The organism is Allobosea sp. GW823-FHT02B03 (genome assembly GCF_058797755.1).
Map to the genome: position 1 here is coordinate 178,952 of NZ_JBXAJY010000005.1, position 23,267 is coordinate 202,218.

The following is a 23,267-nucleotide window of genomic DNA, read 5'->3' on the forward strand; positions in this document are numbered from 1 at the left end:
GGCGCCTGCCTGCATGCAGCCGGGCGCCTTCCGGCGGGGCCGCGGCCTCCTTAGGCTCCCTCCCAACGACGCCTGGACGGGTCCGGGCCATCCACGGGAGGTTCCATGGCGCTCATCAGCAAGGTCGAGGCGGGCTTCTACCGCATCCCGCTCGAGGTCGCGGTCAGCGACAGCATGCATGGCGAGATGCTGGCCTTCGAGCTCAATACCGTCCGCATCACCGATGCCGACGGCGCGGTCGGCGTCGGCTACACCTATACCTGCGGCCGCAACGGCGCCGCCATCGACGCCATCCTGCGTCGCGAATTGCCGGAGCTGCTGATCGGCGAGGATGCCGACCGCATCGAGCATCTCTGGAACAAGATCTGGTGGGCGCAGCATTATGGCGGCCGCGGCGGGCCGACCGTGCTCGCGCTCTCGGCCGCCGACATCGCACTCTGGGACCTGAAGGGCGTGCGCCTCGGCCAACCCCTGTGGAAGCTGCTCGGCGGCAACGCCGACCGCGTCACCTGCTATGCCGGCGGCATCGATCTCGACTACCCGCTGGAGAAGCTGCTGGCGCAGACGGACGGGAACCTGAAGAAGGGCTTCCGGGCGATCAAGATGAAGGTCGGCCGCAAGCGCCTGTCGGAGGATGTCGAGCGCGTCGCGGCGATGCGCCGGCACCTCGGCGACGGCTTCTCGCTGATGGTCGACGCCAACATGAAGTGGAGCGTCGACGAGGCGATCCGCGCCGCACGGGCCTTCCAGCCCTATGAGCTGACCTGGCTGGAGGAGCCGATCATTCCCGACGATGTTGCCGGGCACGCCCGTATCGTCCGCGAGGGCGGCCTGCCGGTCGCCGCCGGCGAGAATCTGCGCACGCTCTGGGAGTTCAAGCAGCTCGTCGCCACCGGCGGCGTCACCTTCCCCGAGCCCGACGTCACCAATTGCGGCGGCGTCACCGCCTTCCAGAAGATTGCCCACCTCGCCGAGGCCTTCAACCTGCCGGTGACCTCGCACGGGGCCCACGACGTCACGGTGCACCTGCTCGCCGCGGCGCCGAACGGCGCCTTCCTCGAAGCGCACGGTTTTGGGCTCGACCGCTACATCGCCGAGCCCCTGCGCATCGAGGAGGGGTTTGCCATCGCTCCGTCGCGCCCGGGCCACGGCATCGCCTTCGACTGGCAGGGGCTGGAGGCCCTGCGGGCCTGAACGCGGCTCAGCAGGTCCGCGCCGGCTTGTCCGGCCCGTCCATGCGCGCCTGGAAGGCCTCGCCCCAGGCGCGCATGCTCAGCAGCACCGGCTCCAGCGAACGGCCGAACTCGGTGAGCTCGTATTCCACCTTCGGCGGCACTTCCGGATAGACGATCCGGCGCAGCACGCCGTCGTTTTCCAGCTCGCGCAGCTGCAAGGTGATCATCCGCTGCGTCGCCCGCGGCGTCAGCCGGCAGAGCGCGTTGAAGCGAAGCTTGCCGCGCAGCAGATGGAAGAGCAGCACCGGCTTCCAGACGCCGCCGAGAACCGAGAGCGTCGCCTCGACCCCGCAGCCGGTACGGCCGGCGGGGCGCCGTCTCGGCCTCGTCTCCGCCGCTTGGGGCTCGATTTCAGTCTCGACACTTACATTCATGATAGTACATGTTCTCTTTGTACGTACTTGTACAATGTGAACCATGGCGGCATTTGCCTGCTTTCGCAATCGAGCAGGAGCACGGCGATGAAGGCAGCATGGTACGAGCGCAAGGGCCCGGCGCGCGAGGTTCTGCAACTGGGTGAGCGGCCTGATCCGGCGCCGGGACCGGGCGAGTTGCTGGTCAGGGTTCGCGCCAGCGGCATCAATCCGTCGGACTGGAAGGCGCGCGCCGGCTGGCTCGGCCGCGACCAGATGCCGTTCCCGCTGATCATCCCGCATCAGGACGGTGCCGGCGAGGTCGTCGCGGCCGGCTCGCCGGAGCTGGAGCACCGTGTCGGCGAGCGGGTCTGGTTCTACGAGGCGGCGCTCGGCCGCCCCTTCGGCGGGGCGGCGGAATACGTCGCGCTGCCGGAGCGGCAGGTCCAGCCGCTGCCGGACGGCGTCTCCTTCGAGGAGGGCGCCTGCCTTGGCGTGCCGGCGATGACGGCGCATCGCTGCGTCTTCGCCGACGGGCCGGTCTCCGGCAAGGTCGTCCTCGTCACCGGCGGTGCCGGCGCGGTCGGCCGCTATGCGATCCAGTTTGCCAAGCAGGGCGGAGCGCGGGTGATCGCCACAGTCAGCCGCGAGGAGCAGGCGCGCTCGGCCAGGGCGGCTGGTGCCGACCTCGTGCTCAACCGCCTGAGCGATGACCTGCCCGCCGGCATTCGCGCCTTCGCCGGTGCGGAGCGCGGCGTCGATCGCATCGTCGATGTTGCCTTCGGCGCCAATCTCGATGTGACCATGCAGGTGCTGGCGCCGCGTGGTGTCGTCGCGACCTATGCCTCGGACGCGATCCCGGATCCGGCCGTGCCGTTCTGGCCGCTGATCACGCTCGATGCGACGATCCGCTTCGTTCTCGTCTATGTGATGGATCGGGCTGCGCATGACGCGGCGGCCGCCGCCATCGGCGAGGGGGTGCGCCAGGGCTGGCTCAGCCACGCGGTCGCGGCGCGCTTCCCGCTGGAGCGCATCGCCGAAGCTCATGAACTGCTCGAAGGCGGCCGCCTCGTCGGCAAGGTGGTCGTGACGATCTAGTCCTCGCGAAGGGGGCGCGGCACCGTCACCGGCCGCGCCTCTCTCGCCTGTGCGGCGAGACGGACCGGCGCGTTGACGGCGCCGAAGCCGGAATAGCCGCCGCGGCGCTCGACGATCTCGAAGAAGAAGCGCTGCGCGAAGACATGGGTGTAGACCTGCAGGAACTCGGCCTCACCGTCGCGGTCGTAGAGGATGTGGTGCTCGCGCAGGCGCTCGAGGAAGTCCGGATCGAGATCGTAGCGGGCTTCGAGGTCGTCGTAATAGTTCTCGGGAATGTCGAGGAAGGAGAGGCCGGCCTCGCGCATCGCCGTCACCGCCGCGAAGATGTCGGGGGCCGAGAAGGCGATGTGCTGCACGCCGGAGCCGAAATGCTCGGAGACGAAGCGTGACGACAGGGTCCGCGTCGCCTGCGAGCCGTTGAGGATGAAGCGCAGGCTGCCCTCGGCATTGACCAGCGGCCGGCTCTCCACCAGCCCGGCAGGATCGGCGATGGCGAGCTGCGGAATCCGGTCGAGCGCGAAAAGCGAGGTGTAGAACAGCAGCCAGGACAGCATCTCGTCATAGTCCATCGACTGAGAGATGTGGTCGACGCCGGCGAGCAGGGCAGGACGGCCGCTGTCGTCTTCGACCGGCAGGAAGTCGTTCTCCCAGCTATGTGCTCGGTCGCCGGTGGGCTCGGTGAAATAGATCAGGCTGCCGCCGACGCCGCGGATCGCCGGGATTTCCATCTCGCCGGGGCCGACCGGCTGCTCGAAAGTCGGCACCTTCAGCGCCCGCGCCCGCGCCATCGTCGCCTCGACATCGGCGACCCGCAGCGCCAGCGCGCAGACGCCGGGCCCGTGCATGATCGCATGCGACTGGGCGAAGCCATCCTTCTCGGTGTTGATGATCAGGTTGATGCCACCCTGGCTCCAGCGCGTCACCGCCTTGCTGCGATGCGTTCCGCTCTGGTGGAAGCCGAGGGCGGTGAAGAGGGCGGCGAGTTCATGGGCCGGCTCCTCGTCGAGTGCGAACTCGATGAACTCGACGCCGAGGCAGGGGGCGCGATCGGGCATCTCGGACCGGGCCGGCGTCTCCAGTCGCGCGACCTTGTCGCCGAGCTGGATCAGCGAGCGCAGCCCGTCGGTGGCGAGGCGCCGCGTCGATCCCGCGCGGAACTGGTCGTTGAAGATCTCCAGCGAGAGCGGGCCGGAATAGCCGGTGGCCTCGACTGCCTTGACGAAATCGACGACCGCCAGGTCGCCCTGGCCCGGAAAATTGCGGAAATGCCGGCTCCAGCTCAGCACGTCCATGTCGAGCTTTGGCGCATCGGCGAGCTGGACGAGGAAGATCCGGTCGCCCGGAATGCTGGCGATCGGCTCCAGCGGCGAACGGCGTGCCAGCGTATGGAAGGAATCGAGGATCAAGCCGATGCGCTCATGATTGGCGCGGCGTACGATCTCCCAGGCATCGCGGTAGTCGTTGACATGCCGGCCCCAGGCCAGCGCCTCGTACCCGACCCTGACGCCGTGCTTGGCGGCAAGCTCGCCGAGCTCGGCGAAATCGGCGGCGGCCCGGTCGATGCCGCCCAGGGATTGCGGCGAGACATTCGAGCAGATCAGCATGAGTTCGGCGCTGAGCTCGTTCATCACCTCGAACTTGCGGGCGGCACGGGCGAAGGTGCGGGCCCGCAGCGGCTCCGGCATGCCCTCGAAATCGCGGAAGGGCTGGAAGGCGTAGATCTTCAGGCCGAGATCGGCGACCATCCGCCCGACATCGCGCGGGCCGCCATCGAAGCTCAGGAAGTCGTTCTCGAAGACCTCGATCCCCTCGAAGCCGGCTGCGGCGATCGCCGTCAGCTTCTCGGCGAGGTCGCCGCTGATCGAGACGGTGGCGATCGAGGTCGGGTTCATGCGTGTCCTCAGCTAGCCAGAAACAGTGCCGTGGTGCCTCTTGGTCGTCCCGGACAAGCCGCGTCAGCGGCGCCGATCCGGGATCCATGCCGGAACGGTCCAGGCATGGATCCCGGGTCTACGCTGCGCTCCGCCCGGGATGACCGGAGCGGGGAGCCAAACAGGCTGAGGTCCGATCACGCCGCGTCCGTCATCGCGCCGCCGAGGAAGAGCTGGCCGACGCGCGGATCGGCGAGGATTTCTGCGGCCGGGCCCTGCATCCTGGTCTGGCCAAGCTCGAGCACCAGGCCCTCGTCGGAAATTTCCAGTGCCGAGCGGGCGTTCTGCTCGACCATCAGGATGGTGACGCCCTTCGCGCGCAGGTCCTTCAGGATGCCGAAGGTCTCCTGCACCATCATCGGCGAGAGCCCGATCGAGGGCTCGTCGATCAGCACGAGCTGCGGGTCGAGCAGCAGGCCGCGGACGATTTCGAGCTGCTTCTGCTCGCCGCCCGAAAGGGTCGAGGCCTGCTGGTCGGCCTTGCGCCTCAGTGCCGGGAAGCGGTCGAGCGCCGCCTCCAGCCGCTTCGGCATGTCGGTGATGCCGGCCCCCGCCGCGACGCTGCCGAGCTCGATATTGTGGCGCACGGAAAGCTCGGGGAAGATGTTCCGCCCTTGCGGGACATAGCAGATCCCGGCTTCCAGCAGCTTGCGCTGGTTCCAGTTGGTGATGTCCCGCCCATCGAGACGGATATGGCCCTCGCGCACCTTGAGCAGGCCGAAGATCGCCTTGAACACGGTGGATTTGCCGGCGCCGTTCGGGCCGATCACGGTGGTGATCGCGGCGCGGCGAACCTTGAAGCTCGTGCCGTTGAGGATGGTCATGGCGCCGTAGCCGCCGACCACGCCGTCGAGCTCGAGGATGGGGGATGTGGTCATGGCACCGCTCCTCAATGCCCGAGATAGGCTTCGATCACCGCCGGATTGGCCCTGACCTCGGCCGGCGTGCCTTCCGCCAGCACCTTGCCTTCGGCCAGCACGAGGACGCGCGTGCACAGCGACATCACGAAATCCATGTTGTGTTCGATGACGACGAAGGTGGAGCCCTGCTCGGCATTGATGGCCCGCAGGCGCTCCTTCAGGTCGCCGAGCATGGTCAGGTTGACGCCGCCGGCCGGCTCGTCGAGCAGCACCAGCCGCGGCCCGGCCATGAAGGCCATGGCGGCGTCGAGCAGCTTCTGCTGGCCATAGGACAGTCCGCCGGCCTTGGCGTCGATCAGATGGCCGAGCTTGAAGAAGCTGATCATCCTGTCGGCGGCCTCGCCGAGCCCGGCATCGCGGGCGCCGAAGAAGCGCGACAGCATCGAGCCCTGATGCTCCTGCCCGGCGAGGATCAGGTTCTCGCGCACGGTGAGCTCGGGGAAGACCTGCAGCAGCTGGAAGGTGCGGCTGACGCCGAGCCGGTTGAGCTCGGAGGGGCGCATATTGGTGACCTCGCGGCCGTCGAGCTTCACCGTGCCTTCGGTCGGCTCGAGCTGGCCGAGGATGCAGTTGAACAGGGTCGACTTGCCGCAGCCATTGGGGCCGATGATGCCGAGGATCTCGCCTTCATTGACCGAGAAGGAGACCCCGTTCACCGCCTTGATGCCGCCGAAGGCCTTGTGCAGGTTGGTGACTTCGAGGACCTGTGTCATCGGCCGCCTCCCGCCTTGTTACGGCCGGTGATCCAGGCCCAGCCGCGTTCGATCAGCCCGCTCATCCCCTGCGGGCAGGCGATCAGCAGCAGCATGACGATGGCGGCGAAGATGATCAGGTAGAGCGAGCCGGCAAAGCGCAGCCATTCCGGCAGCACGACGCCGAGCAGCGCGCCGATGAACGGACCGAGCAGGTAGCCGGCGCCGCCCGCGACCACCATCAGCAGCAGGAAGAAGCTCTGCGACAGCGAGAAGGGCGAGGGGTCGATGAACTCGACCAGCGGCGCGTAGAGCGCGCCGGCAAAGCCGGCATAGGCCGAGCCGATGGCGAAGGCGAGCAGCGTGTACATGCGCGTGTCGATGCCGAGGCTCGCCGCCCGGATCGGGTTCTCGCGCAGCGCCGTGAAGGCACGGCCCCAGGGCGAGCGGATCATCCACCAGAGCAGCACCGCGAGCAGAAAGGTCACCACCACGACGAAGCGATGGAAGGCGAGCGCTCCGTCGAGCTTGAAGCCGAACAGCGAGGGCCGGGGGATGTTGGAGAGGCCGAAGACGCCGCCGGTCAGCCATTGCTCGTTGCGCATCACCAGCCAGACCAGGGTCGAGAAGGCCAGCGTCACGAAAGCGAGGTAATGCGCCTTGACCCTCAGCGCCGGGAAGCCGAGCAAGAGGCCGACCGCGAAGGTGACGATGCCGGAGATCGCGAAGGCGGCGTACCAGGAGATGCCGGTCTTGGTGGTCAGGAGCGCGGTGATATAGGCGCCGATGCCCATGAAGGCGGCCTGCGCCAGCGATTTCAGGCCGGCATAGCCGAGCGTCAGGTTGAGGCCCATCACGGCGATCGCCATCACCAGCCAGAGCGAGAGCACATAGGTGCCGTAGCGGCCCATGCCGGAAGGGGCGAACCAGAGGATGACGGCGCCGATCACCAGGGCGATCAGGGGACCGTCGGCGAAGCCGCCGAGGGCGGCCGAGCGGGCGGGCGCGGCCTGGACGGCGGCGCGGCTTGCGGGCGCGGTCATACGCGGCGCTCCTCTCTGCGGCCCATCAGGCCTTCCGGCTTGAGCAGGATGATGATGATGAGCAGGACGAGCGGCACGGCGAGCTTGTACTGGCTCGAGAAGTAGCCGGCCGCGAGGCTGTCGACGATGCCGACGATCAGGCCGCCGACGAGGGCGCCGCGCACCTGGTTGAAGCCGCCGACGATCGCCGCGATGAAGGCGAAGAGACCGATCACCTCGCCATTCGAGAATTTCGCCAGATAGATCGGCGAGATCAGCACCGAGGCGACCACGGCGAGCGCCGCGTTGATCACGAAGGTCAGCAGCACCATGCGCTCGACGGGTATGCCGAGGATGCGGGCGACAGTCGGGTTCTGCGCCGTCGCCTGCATCTGGCGGCCGAGCCTCGTGCCGCCGACGAACCATTGCAGCGCGCCGATCACGGCGAAGGCGACGGCGATGATGGCGAGGTGCTGCAGCGAGATCGCCGCGCCGAAGATCGAGAGCGTGTCGGTCGGCACGAAAGAGGGGAAGTTCTGGGCCTCGGCCGAGAACCCGTCCTTGGCGCCTTCCTTCATGATGATCGAGAGCGCCATGGTGGCGATGGCGAGCGGCAGCACGCCATGGCGGATCATCGGGTCGACCACGGCGATCTTGAAGCCGACCCCGAAGATCAGGATGAAGGCCGCAATCCCGATGATCGCGGCGAGCCAGATCGGTGCGCCGAACAGCTTGATCGCGAGCAGCACCAGCACCGCCGGCAGCATCACGAACTCGCCCTGGGCGAAGTTGATGGTCTGCGAGGTCTGCCAGACCAAAGTGAAGCCGATGGCGGCGAGCGCGTAGATCGCGCCCGTCGCGACGCCGGCGATGAGATAGGCGATGAATTCGGCCATGGCGGTGTTCTCGCTCGGTTCGTTGAGCGTTGCGTTCTATCTGCTCGCGTCATCCCGGCCGCAGGCACGCGGAGCGCCGGGATCCATGCAGCCGTGCCGCCCTTCGATCGATCCCGGGTCGAGCCTTGCTCGCCCGGGATGACGTCGAGGGTGGAACGGTCCTTACGGCTTGATCTTCGGCAGGGTCGCGTTGATCACCTGCTTGCCGTCGATGACTTCGGCGATGAAGCTGACGCGATCGAGGTCGCCATTGGGCTCGATCGTGGTCTCCATCAGGATGCCGGGCTCCTCGGAGGGCTTGATCGTGGCGCCGCGCAGCGTGTCGGCAAGGCCCTTCTTGTCGAACTTCTTCTGCTTCTCGGTCGCCCACTTGATCATGTAGACGCCCATATAGCCCTTCATGCCGTTATGGTCCGAGGCGTAGTTGTATTTGGTCTGGAACTTCTTGCCGAACTCCTGGAAGGCCGGGATCGGCGCGTCGATCGAGAGGCCGACATGGCCCTTGGCGCCGTTGGCGGCGTCGCCGGCGAGTTCGATCACCTTGGCGCCGAGCAGCGTCGTCTCGCCGACCATCGGCTTGTTGACGCCCTGCTGCTTGGCGGCGCGCAGGAAGCGGGCGCTTTCCTCCTCGTTGAGATAGACGAAGACCGCGTCGGCATTGGCGTTCTTGATCTTGATCGCGTCGGCCGAGAAATCGGCCTGGCCCTGCTCGGTCGAAACGTCGGCGGCGACCTTGATGCCGGCCTTCTCGAGCTCGGGGATGATCGCGTCGCGGCCGCCCTTGCCGAAGTCGTTGTTGACCCAGACCACGGCGACGGAGTTCGCCTTGACCGTGTTCTTGAGATAGTTGGCGATCTTTGGCATCGCCGCCGCCTGGCTGAGCGAGGTGCGGAACAGGTACTGGTTGCCCTGCTTGGTCAGGCCGGCTGCCTCGCCGCCGACGATCTGGGCGATCTCGGCGCGCTGGGCGATCTGCATCGAGGCGCCGATCGGGCCGGAGAAGACCGGGCCGAGCACGGCATAGGTGCCCTCGTCGATCGCGCGCTGCACGGCGGCGCGGGTGTTCCCCGGATTGGTCTGGGTATCGTAGTGGATGATCTCGATCTGCTTGCCGAGCAGGCCGCCCTTGGCGTTGATCTCGGCCACGGCGAGGTCGATGCCGTTCTTGAAGTTGGTGCCGGCCGTGGCGCCCGCGCCCGAGAGCTCGACGACGTTGATCAGCTTGACCTTGTCCTGCGCCGAGGCGGGCAGGGCGATGCCGGCGCTGAGCGCGGCGGCGATGATCCAATGCGACTTCATGGTCTTACGTCTCCTCCAACCGTTTTGTTTCTTGTCGTCCCGGTCGTGCCGGTCCGTCTTCTTATGCCGCACGTTCGCCGGTGCGCTCCGCCATCGCGGCATCGAACGCACTGCTCATCGCGGTTTCCGATGCTTCCGCGCCGGTGAACAGCGTGAAGGCGTCGAGAGCCTGGTTGATGGCGAGCTCACGCCCGCTCATCACCGTTGCGCCAATGCTTTGCGCAGCCTTCATGAGCGGTGTCCAGAGCGGATGGTAGACGGAATCGGCGATCCATTGCGCTGGCTGCAAAACGCTGGCCGGAACTGGCATTTCGCGGTTCGGCGCCATGCCGAGCGGGGTGCCGTTGACGATGCCGGCAGCGCCCTCCGCCGCAGCGGCTGCGCTCGGAGCAATCTCGATTCGGGCGCGGCCGGCGAGCGCCTGCGCCAGAGCTTCGCATTTGCCACGGTCAATGTCGTAAAGCCGCAAGGTTCCGACGCCGCTGCCGGACAGCGCGAAGGCGATCGCCTTGCCGACGCCGCCGGCGCCGATGATCGCGACCGGCCCGTCGCCATCCCGGCGGCCGAGCCTGCGATAGGCGGCGGCAAAGCCGCTGGCATCGGTGTTGTGGCCGGTGAGGCGCCCATCGTTGACGGTGATAGTGTTGACCGCGCCCATCGCCGCGGCCTCGGGCGAGAGCGCGTCGAGCAGCGGCACCACCGCTTCCTTGTAGGGGTAGGTGACGTTGATCCCGGAGAAGCCGAGCCGGCGGACGCCGTCGAGCATGGCGGCGAGATCTTTCGTGCCGGCGCCTTCGACCTCGATCAGATGGTAATGCGCCTCGAATCCGGCCGCACGGGCCGCCGCCTCCTGCATCGCCGGTGTGGCCGAATGGGCGATCGGGTATCCGATCAGCCCGAGCAGGACCCGCTTGGCTTTCCTGGCGTTGACGCTTGCCGGCATGTCCGTCCCTTCCGGGCGCGCCCGTCTCTGCAGGCTGCGCGATGGCGAAAGATAAGCCGATCCCCTGCGCTAACGCGATAACCAATCTATCGCACATACCTAACTCGATGTTATCTTTTGGGCGCAGACGAGGCCGTGCCGTGCCCCTGCGGTACCACGACCGCATTCATCTCCTCGCGCAGCAGCTTGACGAAGCTCTCGGCATAGAGGGAAGGGGCCTTGTCCTTCTTGATCGCGACATAGGTCTGGAACTGCGTCGGTTCCGCGATCGGGATCGCGACGATCCCCGGCATCGCACCATGGGCGACGGTGAACTGGTCGATGATCGCGATGCCGAGCCCCGCCTTGACCAGCGCGCAGACAGTGGTGCCGAAGCGAGCCTTGATCGCCATCTCGAAGCTGAGCCCGCTGCGGACGAAGATCTCGCTCATGATCCGACCATAGGGATCGTTCGGATCGATGCCGATCAGCGGGTGCGCGACGATCTCGTTGGCCGAGACCCTGTCGCGCCCGGCCAGCGGATGGCCCTCGGGCACGATGCAGAGCAGCTCGCCCATCGCCAGCGGCACGAAGTCGAGGCCGGGATGGTCGAGCCGATAGCTCATCGCCGCGATCTCACCCTTGCCGAGCAGGAGATAGTCGAGCGCCTCCTCGATCTTGAGGATGTTGATCTCGATGCGCAGGTCCGGGTGCTTGCGCTTCAGCCGATCGATCGCACGCGGCACCATGACATTGCAGATGCTCGGCACCGAGCCGAGCCGGAGCTCGACTCCGCCACCCCGATCGATCCGCGCCAGCGTGTATTGGAGGTCGTCGACCTTCTGGTAGACGCCGTTGATCTGCTCGAAGATGTCCTTGGCTTCCGGTGTGGGCACGTAGCGTCCGTGCCGACGCTCGAACAGCCTGAGCCGCAGGGCCCGCTCGGTGTGCTTCATCAGCCGGCTGATGCCAGGCGCGGATACGTTCAGGAGCTTCGCGGCGCCGGCGACCGTGCCGGTGATCATGATCGCCCGAACCACCTCGATCTGGCGCAGCGTCAGCATGGCAAGGCGGTCCCCCGCGCCGGTCTTGTTTCGCCAGCGGAAGCGAGCGCGGGAAAACTGTCAAGCGGGGCGATCCGCTTGCCGTCAGCGACCGGTGGAACGCAAAGGCGGCTTGCCGCCCAGCCTCGGCCTTAGCGCCGCCCGGACCGTCCCGAGACATGCGGCCGGGTGTTCTCCGGCGGGGGCGGCGCAGCGCTGCCGGGCGACCGGAACGCTTCGACATTGGCCGCCCCGCTGCGCATCATCTCGTCCATGCGCCCGTCATGCATCATCCCGTAGTTCTCGTTCTGAAACTCGTGGATGCAGCCATCCATCCGGTTGCAGGCGGAGGCGGCGGTGATGCCGGCGCCGCCGCCGAAGGCGGCGAGGACGAGCGCTGCGGCTATGGCGCGCTTGATCATCGGCATTCTCCTGTCGATCTCATGGCCAAGGCGCTGCTCGCGCCGTTCACCCCCCGCCTTTCTTGTAGGCGGCATGGAACTCTTCGGCCATGGCGCGCAGGGAACGGCCGATCCTGGCGTATTCGTACTCGTTGAGGTTGGCGAGCGAAGCCCGGCCGGCCGGCTGTTTCGTCCCGAAGCCGCGCCCGGGCAGCAGCACGATCCCGGTCTCGTCGGCGATGCGGAACAGGAAGTCGCCCGATTGCGAGCGTTCGAGCACCCACGCCGCGAAATCGTCGCCATAGAGCTTGCGCGAAATCGCCTCGAGATCGAGCAGGGTGTAGTAGTCGACGGCGTTCGGATCGCTCTCCTGCTCGATGCCGAGCTCGCGATAGAGCGCCGCCTCGCGGCGGCGGATCAGCTTCTTCAGCTCGGCCTTGTAGCTATCGCTCTCGTCCATCAGCGCGAACAGCGAGAACAGTACCATCTGGACCTGCTGCGGCGTCGACAGGCCGGCCGTGTGGTTGAGGGCGACGGCCCGGCTGTCGGCAACGATGCGGTCGATGAAGCGCAGCGACCTCACATCCGGCAGCAGCGAGCCGTAGCGGTGGTCGAGCCCCTTCTTGGCCTTTTCGGGCAGCGCGTCGAGGGCGCCGTCGAAGACGTTCTGCTTGTGCGTGGCGATCACGCCGAGACGCCAGCCGGTAGCGCCGAAATACTTGGAGAAGGAGTAGACCAGCATGGTGTTCTGCGGACAGGTCGCGAAGAGCGAGCGGAACCCGTCGGCAAAGGTGCCGTAGACATCGTCGGTCAGGATGAACAGGTCCGGCCGATGCTCCCTGACGATCGCCGCGACGCGGTCGAGGCTGCGATCATCCATCTTCACCGAAGGCGGGTTGCTCGGATTGACGCAGAAGAAGATCTTGATCGCCGGGTCCTTGAGCTTGTCGAGCTCGCTGTCCGGGTACTGCCATTCCATGGCGGGGTCGGCATTGATCGCGACCTCGACCAGCCCGTACTCGTCGAGCTCCGGGATCTCGATATAGGGCGTGAACACGGGCAGGCCGATCGCGACCTTGTCGCCGCGCTTGAGCAGCCCGTTCTGCTTCAGCGTGTTGAAGATGTAGGCCATCGCGGCCGTGCCGCCCTCCGTGGCGAAGAGGTCGATGCTGCCGGCCGGCAGGAAGCCGCCGATCATCTCCTTGACGATGTACTGTTTGACGATCTCTTCGCTGATCCGGAGCATGCGCGGCGGCACCGGATAATTGCTGCCGAGGATGCCCTCGACCATCTCATGCAGGAAGTCCGAGGCGGAAAGCCCGAGCTGGTCGCGGACATAGCTCAAGGCCCGGCCGAGGAAGACGACGCCCTGCTGGTCGCGGTGCTCGGCCGTGAAGCGCTCGAACCGTCCCTCGATACCCTCGATCTTGGGCAGGCCGCCGACGCCGTTCTCCATGTAGGAATAGGACAGCTCGGCCTCGGCCACGGCGAAAAGGCCGAGGCGGAAGAAGGCCCGGCGGGGCAGGGTGGCGAGGAAGTTCGGGTTGCCACGGCCGGCATTGAGCATCAGGCGGTTCGCTTTGCCGGAGGCCAGCTTGATCAGCTCGTCCTTCAGCTCGAACGGGCTGAGCTTCGCATATTTCGAATAATCGGTGGTCATGGGCGGTCTCCGATCGGTTCAGACGAAGGCGACGACGAGAGGTCCGAGCAGGGTCAGGAAGACGTTTGCGAGCGCGTAGGTGATGGCGAAAGGGGTGGTGGGGATCGAGTTGCCGGCCTTGTCGAGCACCTCGCCGAAGGCCGGATTGGCGCTGCGCGAGCCGGACAGCGCGCCGGCGAAGACCGCGGTGTTGTCGTAGCGCAGCACGTAGCGGCCGAATACCATGGTGATCAGCAGCGGCAGAAGCGTCACGACGACGCCGATCAGGAAGATCGACAGCCCCTTTTCGGCGATCGTGGTGACCGCCTGCTGGCCGGACTGCAGCCCGACCACCGCGACGAAGCCGGCCAGACCGAGATCGCGCAGCAGCGTCGAGGCGGCGGTCGGCATGTTGCCGAGCGCCATGTTGCGGCTGCGGTACCAGCCGAAGGCGAGGCCGGAGAGCAGGGCGCCGCCGCCGCTGCCCAGGGTCAGCGGGATGTCGCCGAAGCGGACAACCACGAGGCCGATGAGCAGGCCGACGACGAGGCCGAGGCCGTGGAAGACGAAATCGGTCTTGTCGCTCGGGATGATGATGCTGCCGACCTGGCGGGCGGCGCGCTGCACATCCTCGGAGGTGCCGTAGAGCGTGACGACATCTCCCGGCTCGATCACCGTATCGTCCTTCAGGGACAACCGAACCCCGGCGCGCTTCACCTCGACGACGTAGACGCCGTGGCGCATGTCGGCGGCCGTCGAGGTGCGGATCTCGGCAACAGTGCGCTTGACGAAAGCGGGAGCGGTGACTGCGACCTCGCGCGTCACGACGATCACGTCCATCCCTTCCGAGGACTGGAGCTCGGGGCCGAGCTTCGAGGACAGGCCGACGACGCCGGCGCGCCGGCCGACCACGAGCACGATATCGCCCGCCTGCAGTTTGAGCGAAGGCTCGGGCCCGATCAGGGCGCCATCGCGCTTGACCCGCTCGATGCTGATCGGCAGCGCGGCACCGCCCTCGACCTCACTGACCGTGCGGCCGGCAGCGCTGTCGATACGGTAAATCCGGCCGACGAGATCGGGCGCTGCTGCATATTCGCCGACGCCGAGATTGCGCGCGCCGGCCAGCATTTCCGCCTCGGCCTTGATCGCGTCGTCGCGAATGCTGCGGCGCATGAACCAGGGCAGGATGTTGACGCAGACGATGATCGCGCCGAACGAGCCGAAGATGTAGGTGACGGCGTAGCCGATCGCGACATTGGCCTGCAGGCGCTGGGTCTCGTCCGCCGCGAGGCCGAGCTTGCCGATTGCCGATCCAGCCGTGCCGATGATCGCTGACTGGGTCAGGCCGCCCGCTGCGATGCCGGCAGCGAGGCCCTTGTCGAGGCCGAACATCCGCGCGAGCACGACGACGGTAATGAGCCCGCTGACGGCAAGCACCGTCGCCATCGCGATTTCGCGCAACGACTGACGCCCCAGCGAGCGGAAGAATTGCGGCCCGCTCTCGAATCCGACCGCGTAAATGAAGAGAGCGAAGAGGACGGATTTGATGCCATTGTCGATGGAGACGCCGACCTGGCTGATGATCACCGCCGCCAGAAGCGAGCCGGCGACGCCACCAAGTTGAAACTTGCCGAACTGGAATTTGCCGACCCAATAACCGATCGCCAGTGACAGGAACAAGGCGATCTCGGGGGATTGATTGAATAGAGCATGGAGCCAAGACATGGACGCTTTCCCTCGACATCGAAACGTCTACGGCAGTCAGTCATGTTGCTTTGGATTCTGGATAAAATTCTATTGAGTGCGTGTCTGGAAGTTTTCTAGAAAAACTGTACAGATTTCGACTATCCGACCGTAGCATTCGTCGGTAGGCCTGTTAAACAAAAATCTGATGACGCTGCCTTGCGCGCAGCGCAACGCTACGGCGGGCGCCGTGCGGTGCTTCGGCTTCTGCTTCCTGGTGGGGCTGCCGTGGGCGCGCCTCAGAGCACGTCCCAGACCCGCAGCCGCGTCGAATCCATGTGGAGGCGAATGACTTCCATCAGTGCGTCGACGTCGCGCTTCTCCAGCGACTCGATCATGGTCTCGTGCTCGGCGACGGCTCCCGCCCATTTCTCCGGGCCCTCATTGCCGATGAAGCGCAGCCGCTTGATGCGGGCCTGGAGCGTGCCGTGCATCTCCACCAGCACATCATTACCCGAGGCGGCGACGATGGCCGAATGGATCGCCTGGTTGAGCTTAAAATATTCGAGCCGGTTCCTGACGCGGTACTGCTCCATCATCTCGTCATGCAGCGCCCGGATCGCCGCGATCGTCTCGTCGCTGGCATTCTCGCAGGCCATGCGGCCGCCGAGCTGCTCGAGGCTCTTCAGCACCTCGAGAATATGGCGCATGTCCGTCGAGCTGAACTTGCGCACGATGGCGCCCTTGGCCGGCTGAATCTCGACGAGGCCTTCGCTGGCGAGCGTCTTGATCGCCTCGCGCAGGGGCGTGCGTGAGACGCCGAGCTGGGCGCCGATCAGCCCCTCGTTGATCCGCTGCCCAGGCGCGAGGGTGCCCTCGATGATCATGTCGCGCATGCGCTCGAGCACCTCGTCGTGCAAGGTCCGGCGCTGAATGCGCGGATAGGCCTCCTGCGCTTCGTCCAACGTCCCGGCTCCGCTCGTCATAGACGCTCCTTTTCCGTCATCCTGTACGGCATGGCCACTTCCCGGTGTCAACGCGCGGGAAGGCGCAGCCGCGGAAGCTGTGGAAACGCACGCCTGCGGCCTCTGGCCGGTCTGCCGGCAGCGTCTCCGAAACCATTCTACGCCACTAAAATTATGCTGCATACAGAATACTTGCCTAGCCATTGGGCGCATGTTAGGCCAAAGCCATGTCGCCGGCTTCTTGACCGGATCGAGGGAGGATTGTTTGGAAACGCAGGCGCAAACCGCCCAGCCGGTCATTGCGGTCGCCATGGGCGATCCGTCTGGCATCAGCCCTGAGCTCACTGTTCGCATTCTCGCCGAGGCCGATCTGCGCTCGGCTGCGCGCTATGTCGTCTTCGGCGATCTGCGCCTGCTCGAGCTCGGCGCTGCCGATGCCGGCCTCAAGGCCGACGTGCACGTGGTCAAGGACGGCGAGGCCCTGCCGGCCGATGCCGGCAAGCCGGTCTTCGTCGATCTCGCCAACCATGATCCGGCCGATCTGCAGCGCGGCAAGGCGACCCTCGCCGGCGGCAAGGCTGCGACCGAGAATTTCCGCCGTGCCCTGCAATTGGCTGCTTCCGGCAAGGCCGACGCGGTGTTCTTCACGCCCTTCAACAAGGCGGCGATGCGCTTCGCCTATCCGGGCTATGACGACGAGATCCGTTTCGTGCGCGACGCCATCGCCTTTGATGGGCCTGCGAGCGAGTTCAATGTGCTCGACAAGCTCTGGAACGCCCGCGTCACCTCGCATGTCCCGCTCTCTGAAGTTGCGAAGAACGTCACCCAGGAGCGCATCCTGCGGGCGCTCGATCTCGCCGACAAGAACCTGCGCGCTGCCGGCTTCAACCCGCCGCGCATCGCGGTCGCAGGCATCAATCCCCATGCCGGCGACGGTGGCAATTTCGGTCGCGACGAGATCGACACGATCGAGCCGGCGGTGAATGCGGCCAAGGCCAAGGGCTATACGGTCGAAGGGCCGTTCCCGTCCGACACCGTGTTCCTGCGCGCCAAGAACGGCGACTTCGATGCCGTGCTGACGATGTATCACGACCAGGGCCAGATCGCGATGAAGCTGATGGGCTTCGATCGCGGTGTCACGCTGATCGGCGGCTTCCCGTTCCCGATCTGCACGCCGGCCCATGGCACGGCCTACGAGATCGCCGGCAAGGGCATCGCCAATCTCGGCGCGACCCGGGCGGCGCTGTCGCTCGCCATCAAGATGGCGAGCGAAGGGAAGGCGGCGCGCAAGGCGGCCGCCTGAGACGTTCCGGCAGGGCGGCCGTCAAGAGCCGCCCGATCATTCAAAGAAAGGGAGAGAACAGCATGAAGAAGTTCACGATCGCGGCGAGCTTCGTCGCCGCGTCCTTCGCGACGGCGATGCCGGCGCAGGCCTGGCAGCCGACCAAGCCGATCGAGTTCGTCGTGGCCTCGGGCCCCGGCGGCGGCACCGACAACTTCGCCCGCGTCATCCAGTCGATCATCACCAAGCACAAGCTGGTCGAGCAGCCGATCGTCGTGCTCAACAAGGGCGGCGGCAGCGGCGCCGAGACCTTCGTCTACGGCAAGGGTGGCAAGGGCGATGCCCACAAGGTCATCTTCGGCACCAACAACGCCTATCTGCTGCCTTACGTCGCCAAGCTCGGCTACAAGTTCTCGGATCTCACCCCGGTCGCCGCGCTCGCGCTCGACGAGTTCCTGATCTGGGTCAACGGCAACTCGCCCTATAACGACGCCAAGGCCTATATCGACGCGGTGAAGGCGAAGCCCGGCGGCTTCAAGATGGCCGGCAGCCAGTCCAAGGACACCGACCAGACGCTGACCGCGATGATCCAGGAGGCCACCGGCGCCAAGTGGATCTACGTACCCTTCCAGGGCGGTGGCGCTGCCGCGACGCAGCTCGCCGGTGGCCATGTCGACTCCAACACCAACAACCCGAACGAGAATCTCGGCCAGTGGAAGGCCGGTCAGGTCAAGCCGCTCTGCGTCTTCTCGCCGGTGCGTCTCGCCAAGGGCGAGCCGGTCCACAACGGCAAGGGCTGGGGCGATATCCCGACCTGCAAGGAAGCCGGCCTGCCGCTCGAGTCGTTCCAGATGCCGCGTACCGTCTGGCTGCCGGCCGAGGTTCCGGCCGATGCCGTGACCTTCTATGCCGACGTGATGGAGAAGGTCAGCAAGACCCCGGAATGGGCCGAGTTCGTCGCCCGCACGGCGCAGACCGCGCGCTTCATGAAGGGCAAAGAACTCAACGACTTCGTCGCCAAGGACGAGGCCGCCAACGCCAAGACCTTCAAGAACGAAGGCTGGGTCGTCAACTGATCGGCTGAGAGGCGATGGGCGGGCACCGCAACAGGTGCCCGCGAGCCATCGCAGCTCGGTCCAGCAAGACTTCGGGAGGCGGGCCTTTCGTCCGCCTCCCGCCACAAGAACCGACAGGGATGGAAGGCTGCCGATGATCACCCGCTTCCAGGCCGAAATCGCGACAGCCCTGGCGACGCTCGCCTTCGGCCTCGTGATCGTCAACGGCGCCCGCGAGTTCGGCGTCGGCTGGGACTCTTCCGGCCCCCAGCCCGGTGCCTTCCCGTTCTATTGCGGTCTGCTGATTGCGCTCGCCAGCGCCGGGACCGTCGTCACCACGATCGGCCGGCGCATCGGCGGCTCGGCCGGGCTCGCCGAGACCTTCCTCGATCGCGAGCAGGCCAAGCGTGTCCTCTCGTTCTTCGTGCCGATGCTCGCCTTCATCGTGCTCAGCGTCACGCTCGGCATGTATATCGCGATGGTGCTCTACCTCGTTTTCGCGATGCGCTTCCAGGGGCGCTTCGGCTGGTTGCCGACGCTCGCGACCGCCTTCGGCACCGCTGCCTTCTTCTATTTCGGCCTCGAGAAGTTCGCCCAGGTTTCCCTGCTCAAGGGGCCGGTCGAGACGATGCTCGGCCTCTGACCTTCGCGAGCGGATCGACCCATGGAAAATTTCGCCTCGCTCCTTCACGGCTTTGAAGTCGCGCTGACCACCCATCACATCGCGCTGATGATGGCCGGCGTGCTTCTCGGCATCCTCGTCGGCGTGCTGCCCGGGCTCGGCGCCCCGAACGGCGTCTCGCTGATGCTGCCGCTGACCTTCACCATGGACCCGGTCTCGGCGATCATCCTCCTGACCTCGCTCTATTGGGGCGCGCTGTTCGGCGGTTCGACCACCTCGGTGCTGTTCAATATCCCCGGCGAGCCGTCTTCCGTCGCCACCACCTTCGACGGCCATCCGATGGCCAAGCAGGGCAGGGCGGCCGAAGCGCTGTCCTTCGCCTTCCTCTCGGCTGGCTTCGGCGCCATGGCCGGCGTCATCCTGATCACGCTGCTCTCGGGCTGGGTCGCGCGCTTCGCGCTGAAATTCTCCTCGCCGGAGTATTTCGCGGTCTATTTCATGACCTTCGCCAGCTTCGTCGGCCTCGGCGGCGCCTCGCCGCTGAAGACCCTCGTCTCGATGGCGATGGGCTTCACCTTCGCATCCATCGGCATGGATTCGGTCTCCGGCAATGTCCGCCTGACCTATGAGTTCGACGTGCTGCTCGCTGGCGTCAGTTTCCTGATCGCGGTTATCGGCCTGTTCGGTCTTGGCGAGCTCCTGCAGACCATGGAGGACGGGCTGCGCTTCGACGGCGTGAAGGCCAAGGTCCGCCCGCGCGACGTCTTCCTGACGGCGCTCAAGCTGCCGCGCTACTGGTTCGCGCTGCTGCGCTCAAGCATCATCGGCATCTGGATGGGCATCACGCCCGGCGGCCCGACTGCGGCCTCCTTCATGAGCTACGCCATGGCCAAGCGCTCCTCGCGCAATCCGGAGAAGTTCGGCAAGGGCGAGCCGGAGGGCGTGATCTCGCCCGAGACGGCCGACCATGCCGCCGGCTCCGCCGCCATGCTGCCGATGCTCGCGCTCGGCATTCCCGGCTCCGCGACCGCCGCCGTGATGATGGGCGGGCTGATGATCTGGGGCCTCAACCCCGGCCCGATGCTCTTCGTCGAGCGTCCGGACTTCGTCTGGGGCCTGATCGCCTCGATGTATCTCGGCAACGTCGTCGCCGTCGTCGTCGTGCTGGCAACCGTGCCGCTCTTCGCCTCGATCCTGCGCATCCCCTTCTCGATCATCGGCCCGGCGATCGTCGTCGTCTGCTTCATTGGCGCCTATACGGTCGCCAGCAAGGAGTTCGACATCTGGCTCGCGCTCGCCTTCGGCATCCTCGGCTACTTCTTCAAGAAGCTCGATTATCCGATCGCGCCCTTGGTGCTGGCCATGGTCATCGGCGACAAGGCGGAGGACGCCTTCCGCCAGTCGATGATCTTCAGCCAAGGCTCGCTCTCGATCTTCTGGTCGAACCCGCTGGTCGCGTCGCTGATGTCGATCGCGCTCGCCCTTCTTCTCTTCCCGCTGTTGGGTTCGGCCAGGCGCGGCATCCGCAAGCTGACGACCGCCCGGGCCGCAAAGGCCTGACAGCTCCACCGCCGCAGAGAGACCTGCCATGACCGAAGCCTACAAGGGCATTTTCCCGATCGCGCCGACGATCTTCCACGACAATGGTGACCTCGACATCGAGGGCAACAAGCGCGTCATGGACCTGATGATCGACCAGGGCGTCGATGGCATCTGCATCCTCGCCAACTATTCCGAGCAGTTCCTGCTGACGGACGAGGAGCGTCACCAGGTAATGCTCCTCTCGATCGAGCAGGTTGCCGGCCGCGTGCCGGTGATCGTCACCACCTCGCATTTCTCGACCCGCATCGCCGCCCAGCGCGGCAAGGCCGCCGCCGATGCCGGCGCCAAGATGCTGATGATGATGCCGCCCTATCACGGCGCCCTGCTCAAGGCCGACGAAGACGGCATGATCGAGCATTTCGCGCGCGTCGCCGACGCCAGCGGCCTGCCGATCATCCTGCAGGACGCGCCGCTCGCCGGCGTCAACATGAGCGTGCCCTTCATGGTCCGGCTGGCCAAGGCGGTTCCGCTCGTCTGCTATTTCAAGATCGAGATCGCCGGCACCGCCAACAAGCTGCGCGCGCTGATCGAGGCCGGCGGCAAGGCGGTGGTCGGTCCGTTCGACGGCGAGGAGGCGATCACGCTGATGGCCGATCTCGATGCCGGCGCCACCGGCACGATGACCTCGGCCATGATCCCCGATCTGATCAAGCCGATCGTCACCGCCCATGCCGCGGGTGATCGCAAGAAGGCCGCCGCGCTCTATCGCGACGTCCTGCCGATCATCAATTTCGAGAACCGCCAGTGCGGCCTGCGTGCGACGAAGTCGCTTATGAAGGAGGGTGGCGTGATCAAGAGCGAGGCCGTTCGCCATCCGCTCGTGCCGCTGCACCCGAAGACCCGTGAGGGCCTGATCGAGCTCGCGCGCGAACTCAACCCCCTGGCGCTGCGCTGGGGCAAGTAGCACAGGCCATCACGGCGTTGCATTAAGCGAGGGAGGCTCAGGGGCGATCAGTACGCCCCGATGCCTCCCGATGGCGGCGGCAGGTTGCCGCGCCGGTCCTTGGTGATGAAGTCGGGGCTCACCTGGAGCGCCCGGGCGAGCCAGGTGATGTAGGCTGACAGCAACTGCATGACGGCATGCATGACGCGCCTCCACATTTGCGGAGGCGATCCTACCACGAAAACCGGCTTCCTGGCCGCGATTTGTGACGAAAGGGCTCAGCCCTTCGTCCAGACCGCGAGCTCGTAGCCGTCCGGGTCGGCGAAGTGGAAGCGCCGGCCGCCGGGAAAGTCGAAGGCCGGCTGCACGATCCGCCCGCCCGCCGCCTCGATCGACGCCTGCATGGCGGCGAGGTCGTCGGCATAGAGCACGATCAGCGGCCCGCCCGGCCTTGGCGTACCCTGCGTCGTGAACCCGCCTTCCAGCCGTCCATCGGCGAAGGCGCAGTATTGCGGGCCGTAATCGGTCATCGTCCAGCCGAAGGCGGCTTCGTAGAAGGCCCGCGCCCGCGCAAGGTCGGTGACGACGAATTCGACATAGTCGATACGGCGGTCGTTCTCGGATCTGGTCATCGAATCTCTCCTGTTTCCTCTCTGTGCGTCTTTCCTAGCGCGGCGCCGGCCCGCGCATGGCGGCAGCCGCCCCGGCGCCTGAAGAATTCCCATTCGCCGACCGATGCTGTAGCCAGTGAGCTCTACGAGGCTGCTGCGACAGGAACCCAGCACGATGGCGACGACGATTGATACCCTTGCCGAGGCGCTGACCGCCGCACGCCGCGGCCACAGCCTGGTCGATATCTCGACCTTGCCGGTCCCGGCCGATATCGATGCCGCGCTCGCCGTGCAGGCCAAGGTCCAGAAGGCGATGGGCTACGCCGATGCCGGCTGGAAGGTCTCGATCGCCGAGGGCGGCAGGCCGATCGCCGCCCCGATGCCGGGCCCGTATCTGAAGTCGGGCGACACGCATCGCTCCGCCCATGGCGCCGAGCTGCGCGTCGAGATCGAGCTTGCGGTGCGGCTCGGCCGCGACATGCCGCTGCGGCCCGGCAACCCCTACACGCGCGCCGAGCTGATCGACCATTGCGACGCCGCGCTGGTCGGCATCGAGATCGTCGAGAGCCGCATCGCCGACTGGACCCATGTCGCCTTTCCGCTCTGGCTGGCCGACGCGCTCGGCCACGGCTCCTATCTGCTCGGGCCGGAGGTTCCCTTCAGCATCTTCGACGACGTCTCGGCCCTGACCTGCAGCGTCGAGCTCGATGGCGATGTCCTCTATGAGCGCCCGGCCGAGCACGCCAATGGCGACCCGCTGGTGACGGCGCTGGCCTGGGCCAATCGCCCGGCCGAGACGCCGCTCGGTGGCCTGAAGGCCGGCCAGATCATCACCACCGGCAGCCTCTGCGGCGGCGTTCTCGCGCCGACGCTAGGGCCGGTGATCGCCCGGCTCGACCCGGTCACGGCGATCTCCTTCGCGCTGGCGTAGCCGGCCGTGCGCTCGCGGGAAACTCTCGCCCGCGAGCGCTTTCGTTGCGGCGACGTAACGGTACGTTTACTTCGCCGGTGCTCGGATCATGCTGCGGGTCGGCAGCGTTGAATTGTGATCAACTGACGGCAAGATCACAAAAAGAACTCATTTTCTGCATTCTAGTCGCGTTGCGTTGGAGG

General features: G+C 66.4%; 23 protein-coding genes. 8 read left to right on the forward strand and 15 right to left on the reverse strand.

Annotation, left to right across the window (positions count from 1 at the left end; all coding sequences use genetic code 11):
* The first annotated feature begins 105 nt into the window (after positions 1-105).
* Entirely contained in the window at positions 106-1,194 is a 1,089-nt protein-coding gene (locus AC1REK_RS17935) for a mandelate racemase/muconate lactonizing enzyme family protein (RefSeq protein WP_492268992.1), read from the forward strand.
* Between the two features lie 7 nt (positions 1,195-1,201).
* Here AC1REK_RS17935 and AC1REK_RS17940 read toward each other — a convergent pair whose 3' ends face one another.
* A complete protein-coding gene (locus tag AC1REK_RS17940) occupies positions 1,202-1,609 on the reverse strand; it encodes a winged helix-turn-helix transcriptional regulator (protein ID WP_492268991.1) in 408 nt (135 codons plus the stop codon).
* 87 nt (positions 1,610-1,696) lie between these two features.
* Here AC1REK_RS17940 and AC1REK_RS17945 point away from each other — a divergent pair, with 87 nt between their 5' ends.
* Positions 1,697-2,686 (forward strand): NADPH:quinone reductase, encoded by a 990-nt coding sequence (locus AC1REK_RS17945; protein ID WP_492268990.1) that lies wholly within the window; start codon positions 1,697-1,699, stop codon positions 2,684-2,686.
* On the opposite strand, the gene AC1REK_RS17950 is transcribed toward AC1REK_RS17945, so the two are convergent.
* From AC1REK_RS17950 to AC1REK_RS18005, 12 genes are all read right to left on the reverse strand, one after another.
* Positions 2,683-4,578 (reverse strand): bifunctional sugar phosphate isomerase/epimerase/4-hydroxyphenylpyruvate dioxygenase family protein, encoded by a 1,896-nt coding sequence (locus AC1REK_RS17950; protein ID WP_492268989.1) that lies wholly within the window; start codon positions 4,576-4,578, stop codon positions 2,683-2,685. The genes AC1REK_RS17945 and AC1REK_RS17950 overlap by 4 nt on opposite strands.
* 176 nt (positions 4,579-4,754) lie before the next feature.
* Positions 4,755-5,495, reverse strand: coding sequence for an ABC transporter ATP-binding protein (locus AC1REK_RS17955; protein ID WP_492268988.1), 741 nt, complete (start codon positions 5,493-5,495; stop codon positions 4,755-4,757).
* Positions 5,496-5,506: 11 nt separating this feature from the next.
* Positions 5,507-6,250: an ABC transporter ATP-binding protein gene (locus tag AC1REK_RS17960; RefSeq protein WP_066474320.1), complete on the reverse strand. Its 744-nt coding sequence runs from the start codon at positions 6,248-6,250 to the stop codon at positions 5,507-5,509.
* Entirely contained in the window at positions 6,247-7,272 is a 1,026-nt protein-coding gene (locus tag AC1REK_RS17965) for a branched-chain amino acid ABC transporter permease (RefSeq protein ID WP_492268987.1), read from the reverse strand. The genes AC1REK_RS17960 and AC1REK_RS17965 overlap by 4 nt, the downstream gene beginning before the upstream one ends.
* Positions 7,269-8,147: a branched-chain amino acid ABC transporter permease gene (locus AC1REK_RS17970; protein WP_291647821.1), complete on the reverse strand. Its 879-nt coding sequence runs from the start codon at positions 8,145-8,147 to the stop codon at positions 7,269-7,271. Before AC1REK_RS17970 ends, AC1REK_RS17965 begins: the two co-directional genes overlap by 4 nt.
* 162 nt (positions 8,148-8,309) lie before the next feature.
* On the reverse strand, positions 8,310-9,446 hold the full coding sequence (locus AC1REK_RS17975) for an ABC transporter substrate-binding protein (protein WP_316020031.1): 1,137 nt from the start codon (positions 9,444-9,446) through the stop codon (positions 8,310-8,312).
* Positions 9,447-9,507: 61 nt separating this feature from the next.
* Entirely contained in the window at positions 9,508-10,389 is an 882-nt protein-coding gene (locus tag AC1REK_RS17980; protein ID WP_492268986.1) for a shikimate dehydrogenase, read from the reverse strand.
* Between the two features lie 110 nt (positions 10,390-10,499).
* Positions 10,500-11,432: a LysR family transcriptional regulator gene (locus AC1REK_RS17985; RefSeq protein WP_492268985.1), complete on the reverse strand. Its 933-nt coding sequence runs from the start codon at positions 11,430-11,432 to the stop codon at positions 10,500-10,502.
* Between the two features lie 131 nt (positions 11,433-11,563).
* A complete protein-coding gene (locus AC1REK_RS17990; protein ID WP_327523413.1) occupies positions 11,564-11,833 on the reverse strand; it encodes a hypothetical protein in 270 nt (89 codons plus the stop codon).
* A 46-nt stretch (positions 11,834-11,879) separates the two neighbouring features.
* Positions 11,880-13,472: a bifunctional aspartate transaminase/aspartate 4-decarboxylase gene (locus AC1REK_RS17995; protein ID WP_492268984.1), complete on the reverse strand. Its 1,593-nt coding sequence runs from the start codon at positions 13,470-13,472 to the stop codon at positions 11,880-11,882.
* Between the two features lie 18 nt (positions 13,473-13,490).
* A complete protein-coding gene (gene aspT / locus AC1REK_RS18000) occupies positions 13,491-15,176 on the reverse strand; it encodes an aspartate-alanine antiporter (protein ID WP_492268983.1) in 1,686 nt (561 codons plus the stop codon).
* Between the two features lie 257 nt (positions 15,177-15,433).
* Positions 15,434-16,120, reverse strand: coding sequence for a GntR family transcriptional regulator (locus AC1REK_RS18005; protein ID WP_316020037.1), 687 nt, complete (start codon positions 16,118-16,120; stop codon positions 15,434-15,436).
* A 289-nt stretch (positions 16,121-16,409) separates the two neighbouring features.
* Between AC1REK_RS18005 and AC1REK_RS18010 the strand changes: the two genes are divergently transcribed.
* From AC1REK_RS18010 to AC1REK_RS18030, 5 genes are all read left to right on the forward strand, one after another.
* Positions 16,410-17,402 (forward strand): 4-hydroxythreonine-4-phosphate dehydrogenase PdxA, encoded by a 993-nt coding sequence (locus tag AC1REK_RS18010; RefSeq protein WP_316020048.1) that lies wholly within the window; start codon positions 16,410-16,412, stop codon positions 17,400-17,402.
* A 62-nt stretch (positions 17,403-17,464) separates the two neighbouring features.
* The gene (locus tag AC1REK_RS18015) at positions 17,465-18,457 is read left to right on the forward strand and encodes a Bug family tripartite tricarboxylate transporter substrate binding protein (RefSeq protein WP_316020038.1); all 993 of its coding nucleotides are present in this window, start codon (positions 17,465-17,467) and stop codon (positions 18,455-18,457) included.
* 133 nt (positions 18,458-18,590) lie between these two features.
* Positions 18,591-19,079 (forward strand): tripartite tricarboxylate transporter TctB family protein, encoded by a 489-nt coding sequence (locus AC1REK_RS18020; protein WP_327523416.1) that lies wholly within the window; start codon positions 18,591-18,593, stop codon positions 19,077-19,079.
* A gap of 21 nt (positions 19,080-19,100) precedes the next feature.
* Positions 19,101-20,618 (forward strand): tripartite tricarboxylate transporter permease, encoded by a 1,518-nt coding sequence (locus AC1REK_RS18025; protein WP_316020040.1) that lies wholly within the window; start codon positions 19,101-19,103, stop codon positions 20,616-20,618.
* A 28-nt stretch (positions 20,619-20,646) separates the two neighbouring features.
* Entirely contained in the window at positions 20,647-21,564 is a 918-nt protein-coding gene (locus tag AC1REK_RS18030) for a dihydrodipicolinate synthase family protein (RefSeq protein WP_492268982.1), read from the forward strand.
* Positions 21,565-21,611: 47 nt separating this feature from the next.
* Here AC1REK_RS18030 and AC1REK_RS18035 read toward each other — a convergent pair whose 3' ends face one another.
* Entirely contained in the window at positions 21,612-21,746 is a 135-nt protein-coding gene (locus tag AC1REK_RS18035; RefSeq protein WP_316020042.1) for a hypothetical protein, read from the reverse strand.
* Positions 21,747-21,821: 75 nt separating this feature from the next.
* A complete protein-coding gene (locus AC1REK_RS18040; protein ID WP_492268981.1) occupies positions 21,822-22,175 on the reverse strand; it encodes a VOC family protein in 354 nt (117 codons plus the stop codon).
* Positions 22,176-22,329: 154 nt separating this feature from the next.
* On the opposite strand from AC1REK_RS18040, the gene AC1REK_RS18045 reads away from it, so the two are divergent.
* Entirely contained in the window at positions 22,330-23,085 is a 756-nt protein-coding gene (locus AC1REK_RS18045; RefSeq protein ID WP_316020044.1) for a fumarylacetoacetate hydrolase family protein, read from the forward strand.
* Positions 23,086-23,267 lie beyond the last annotated feature (182 nt).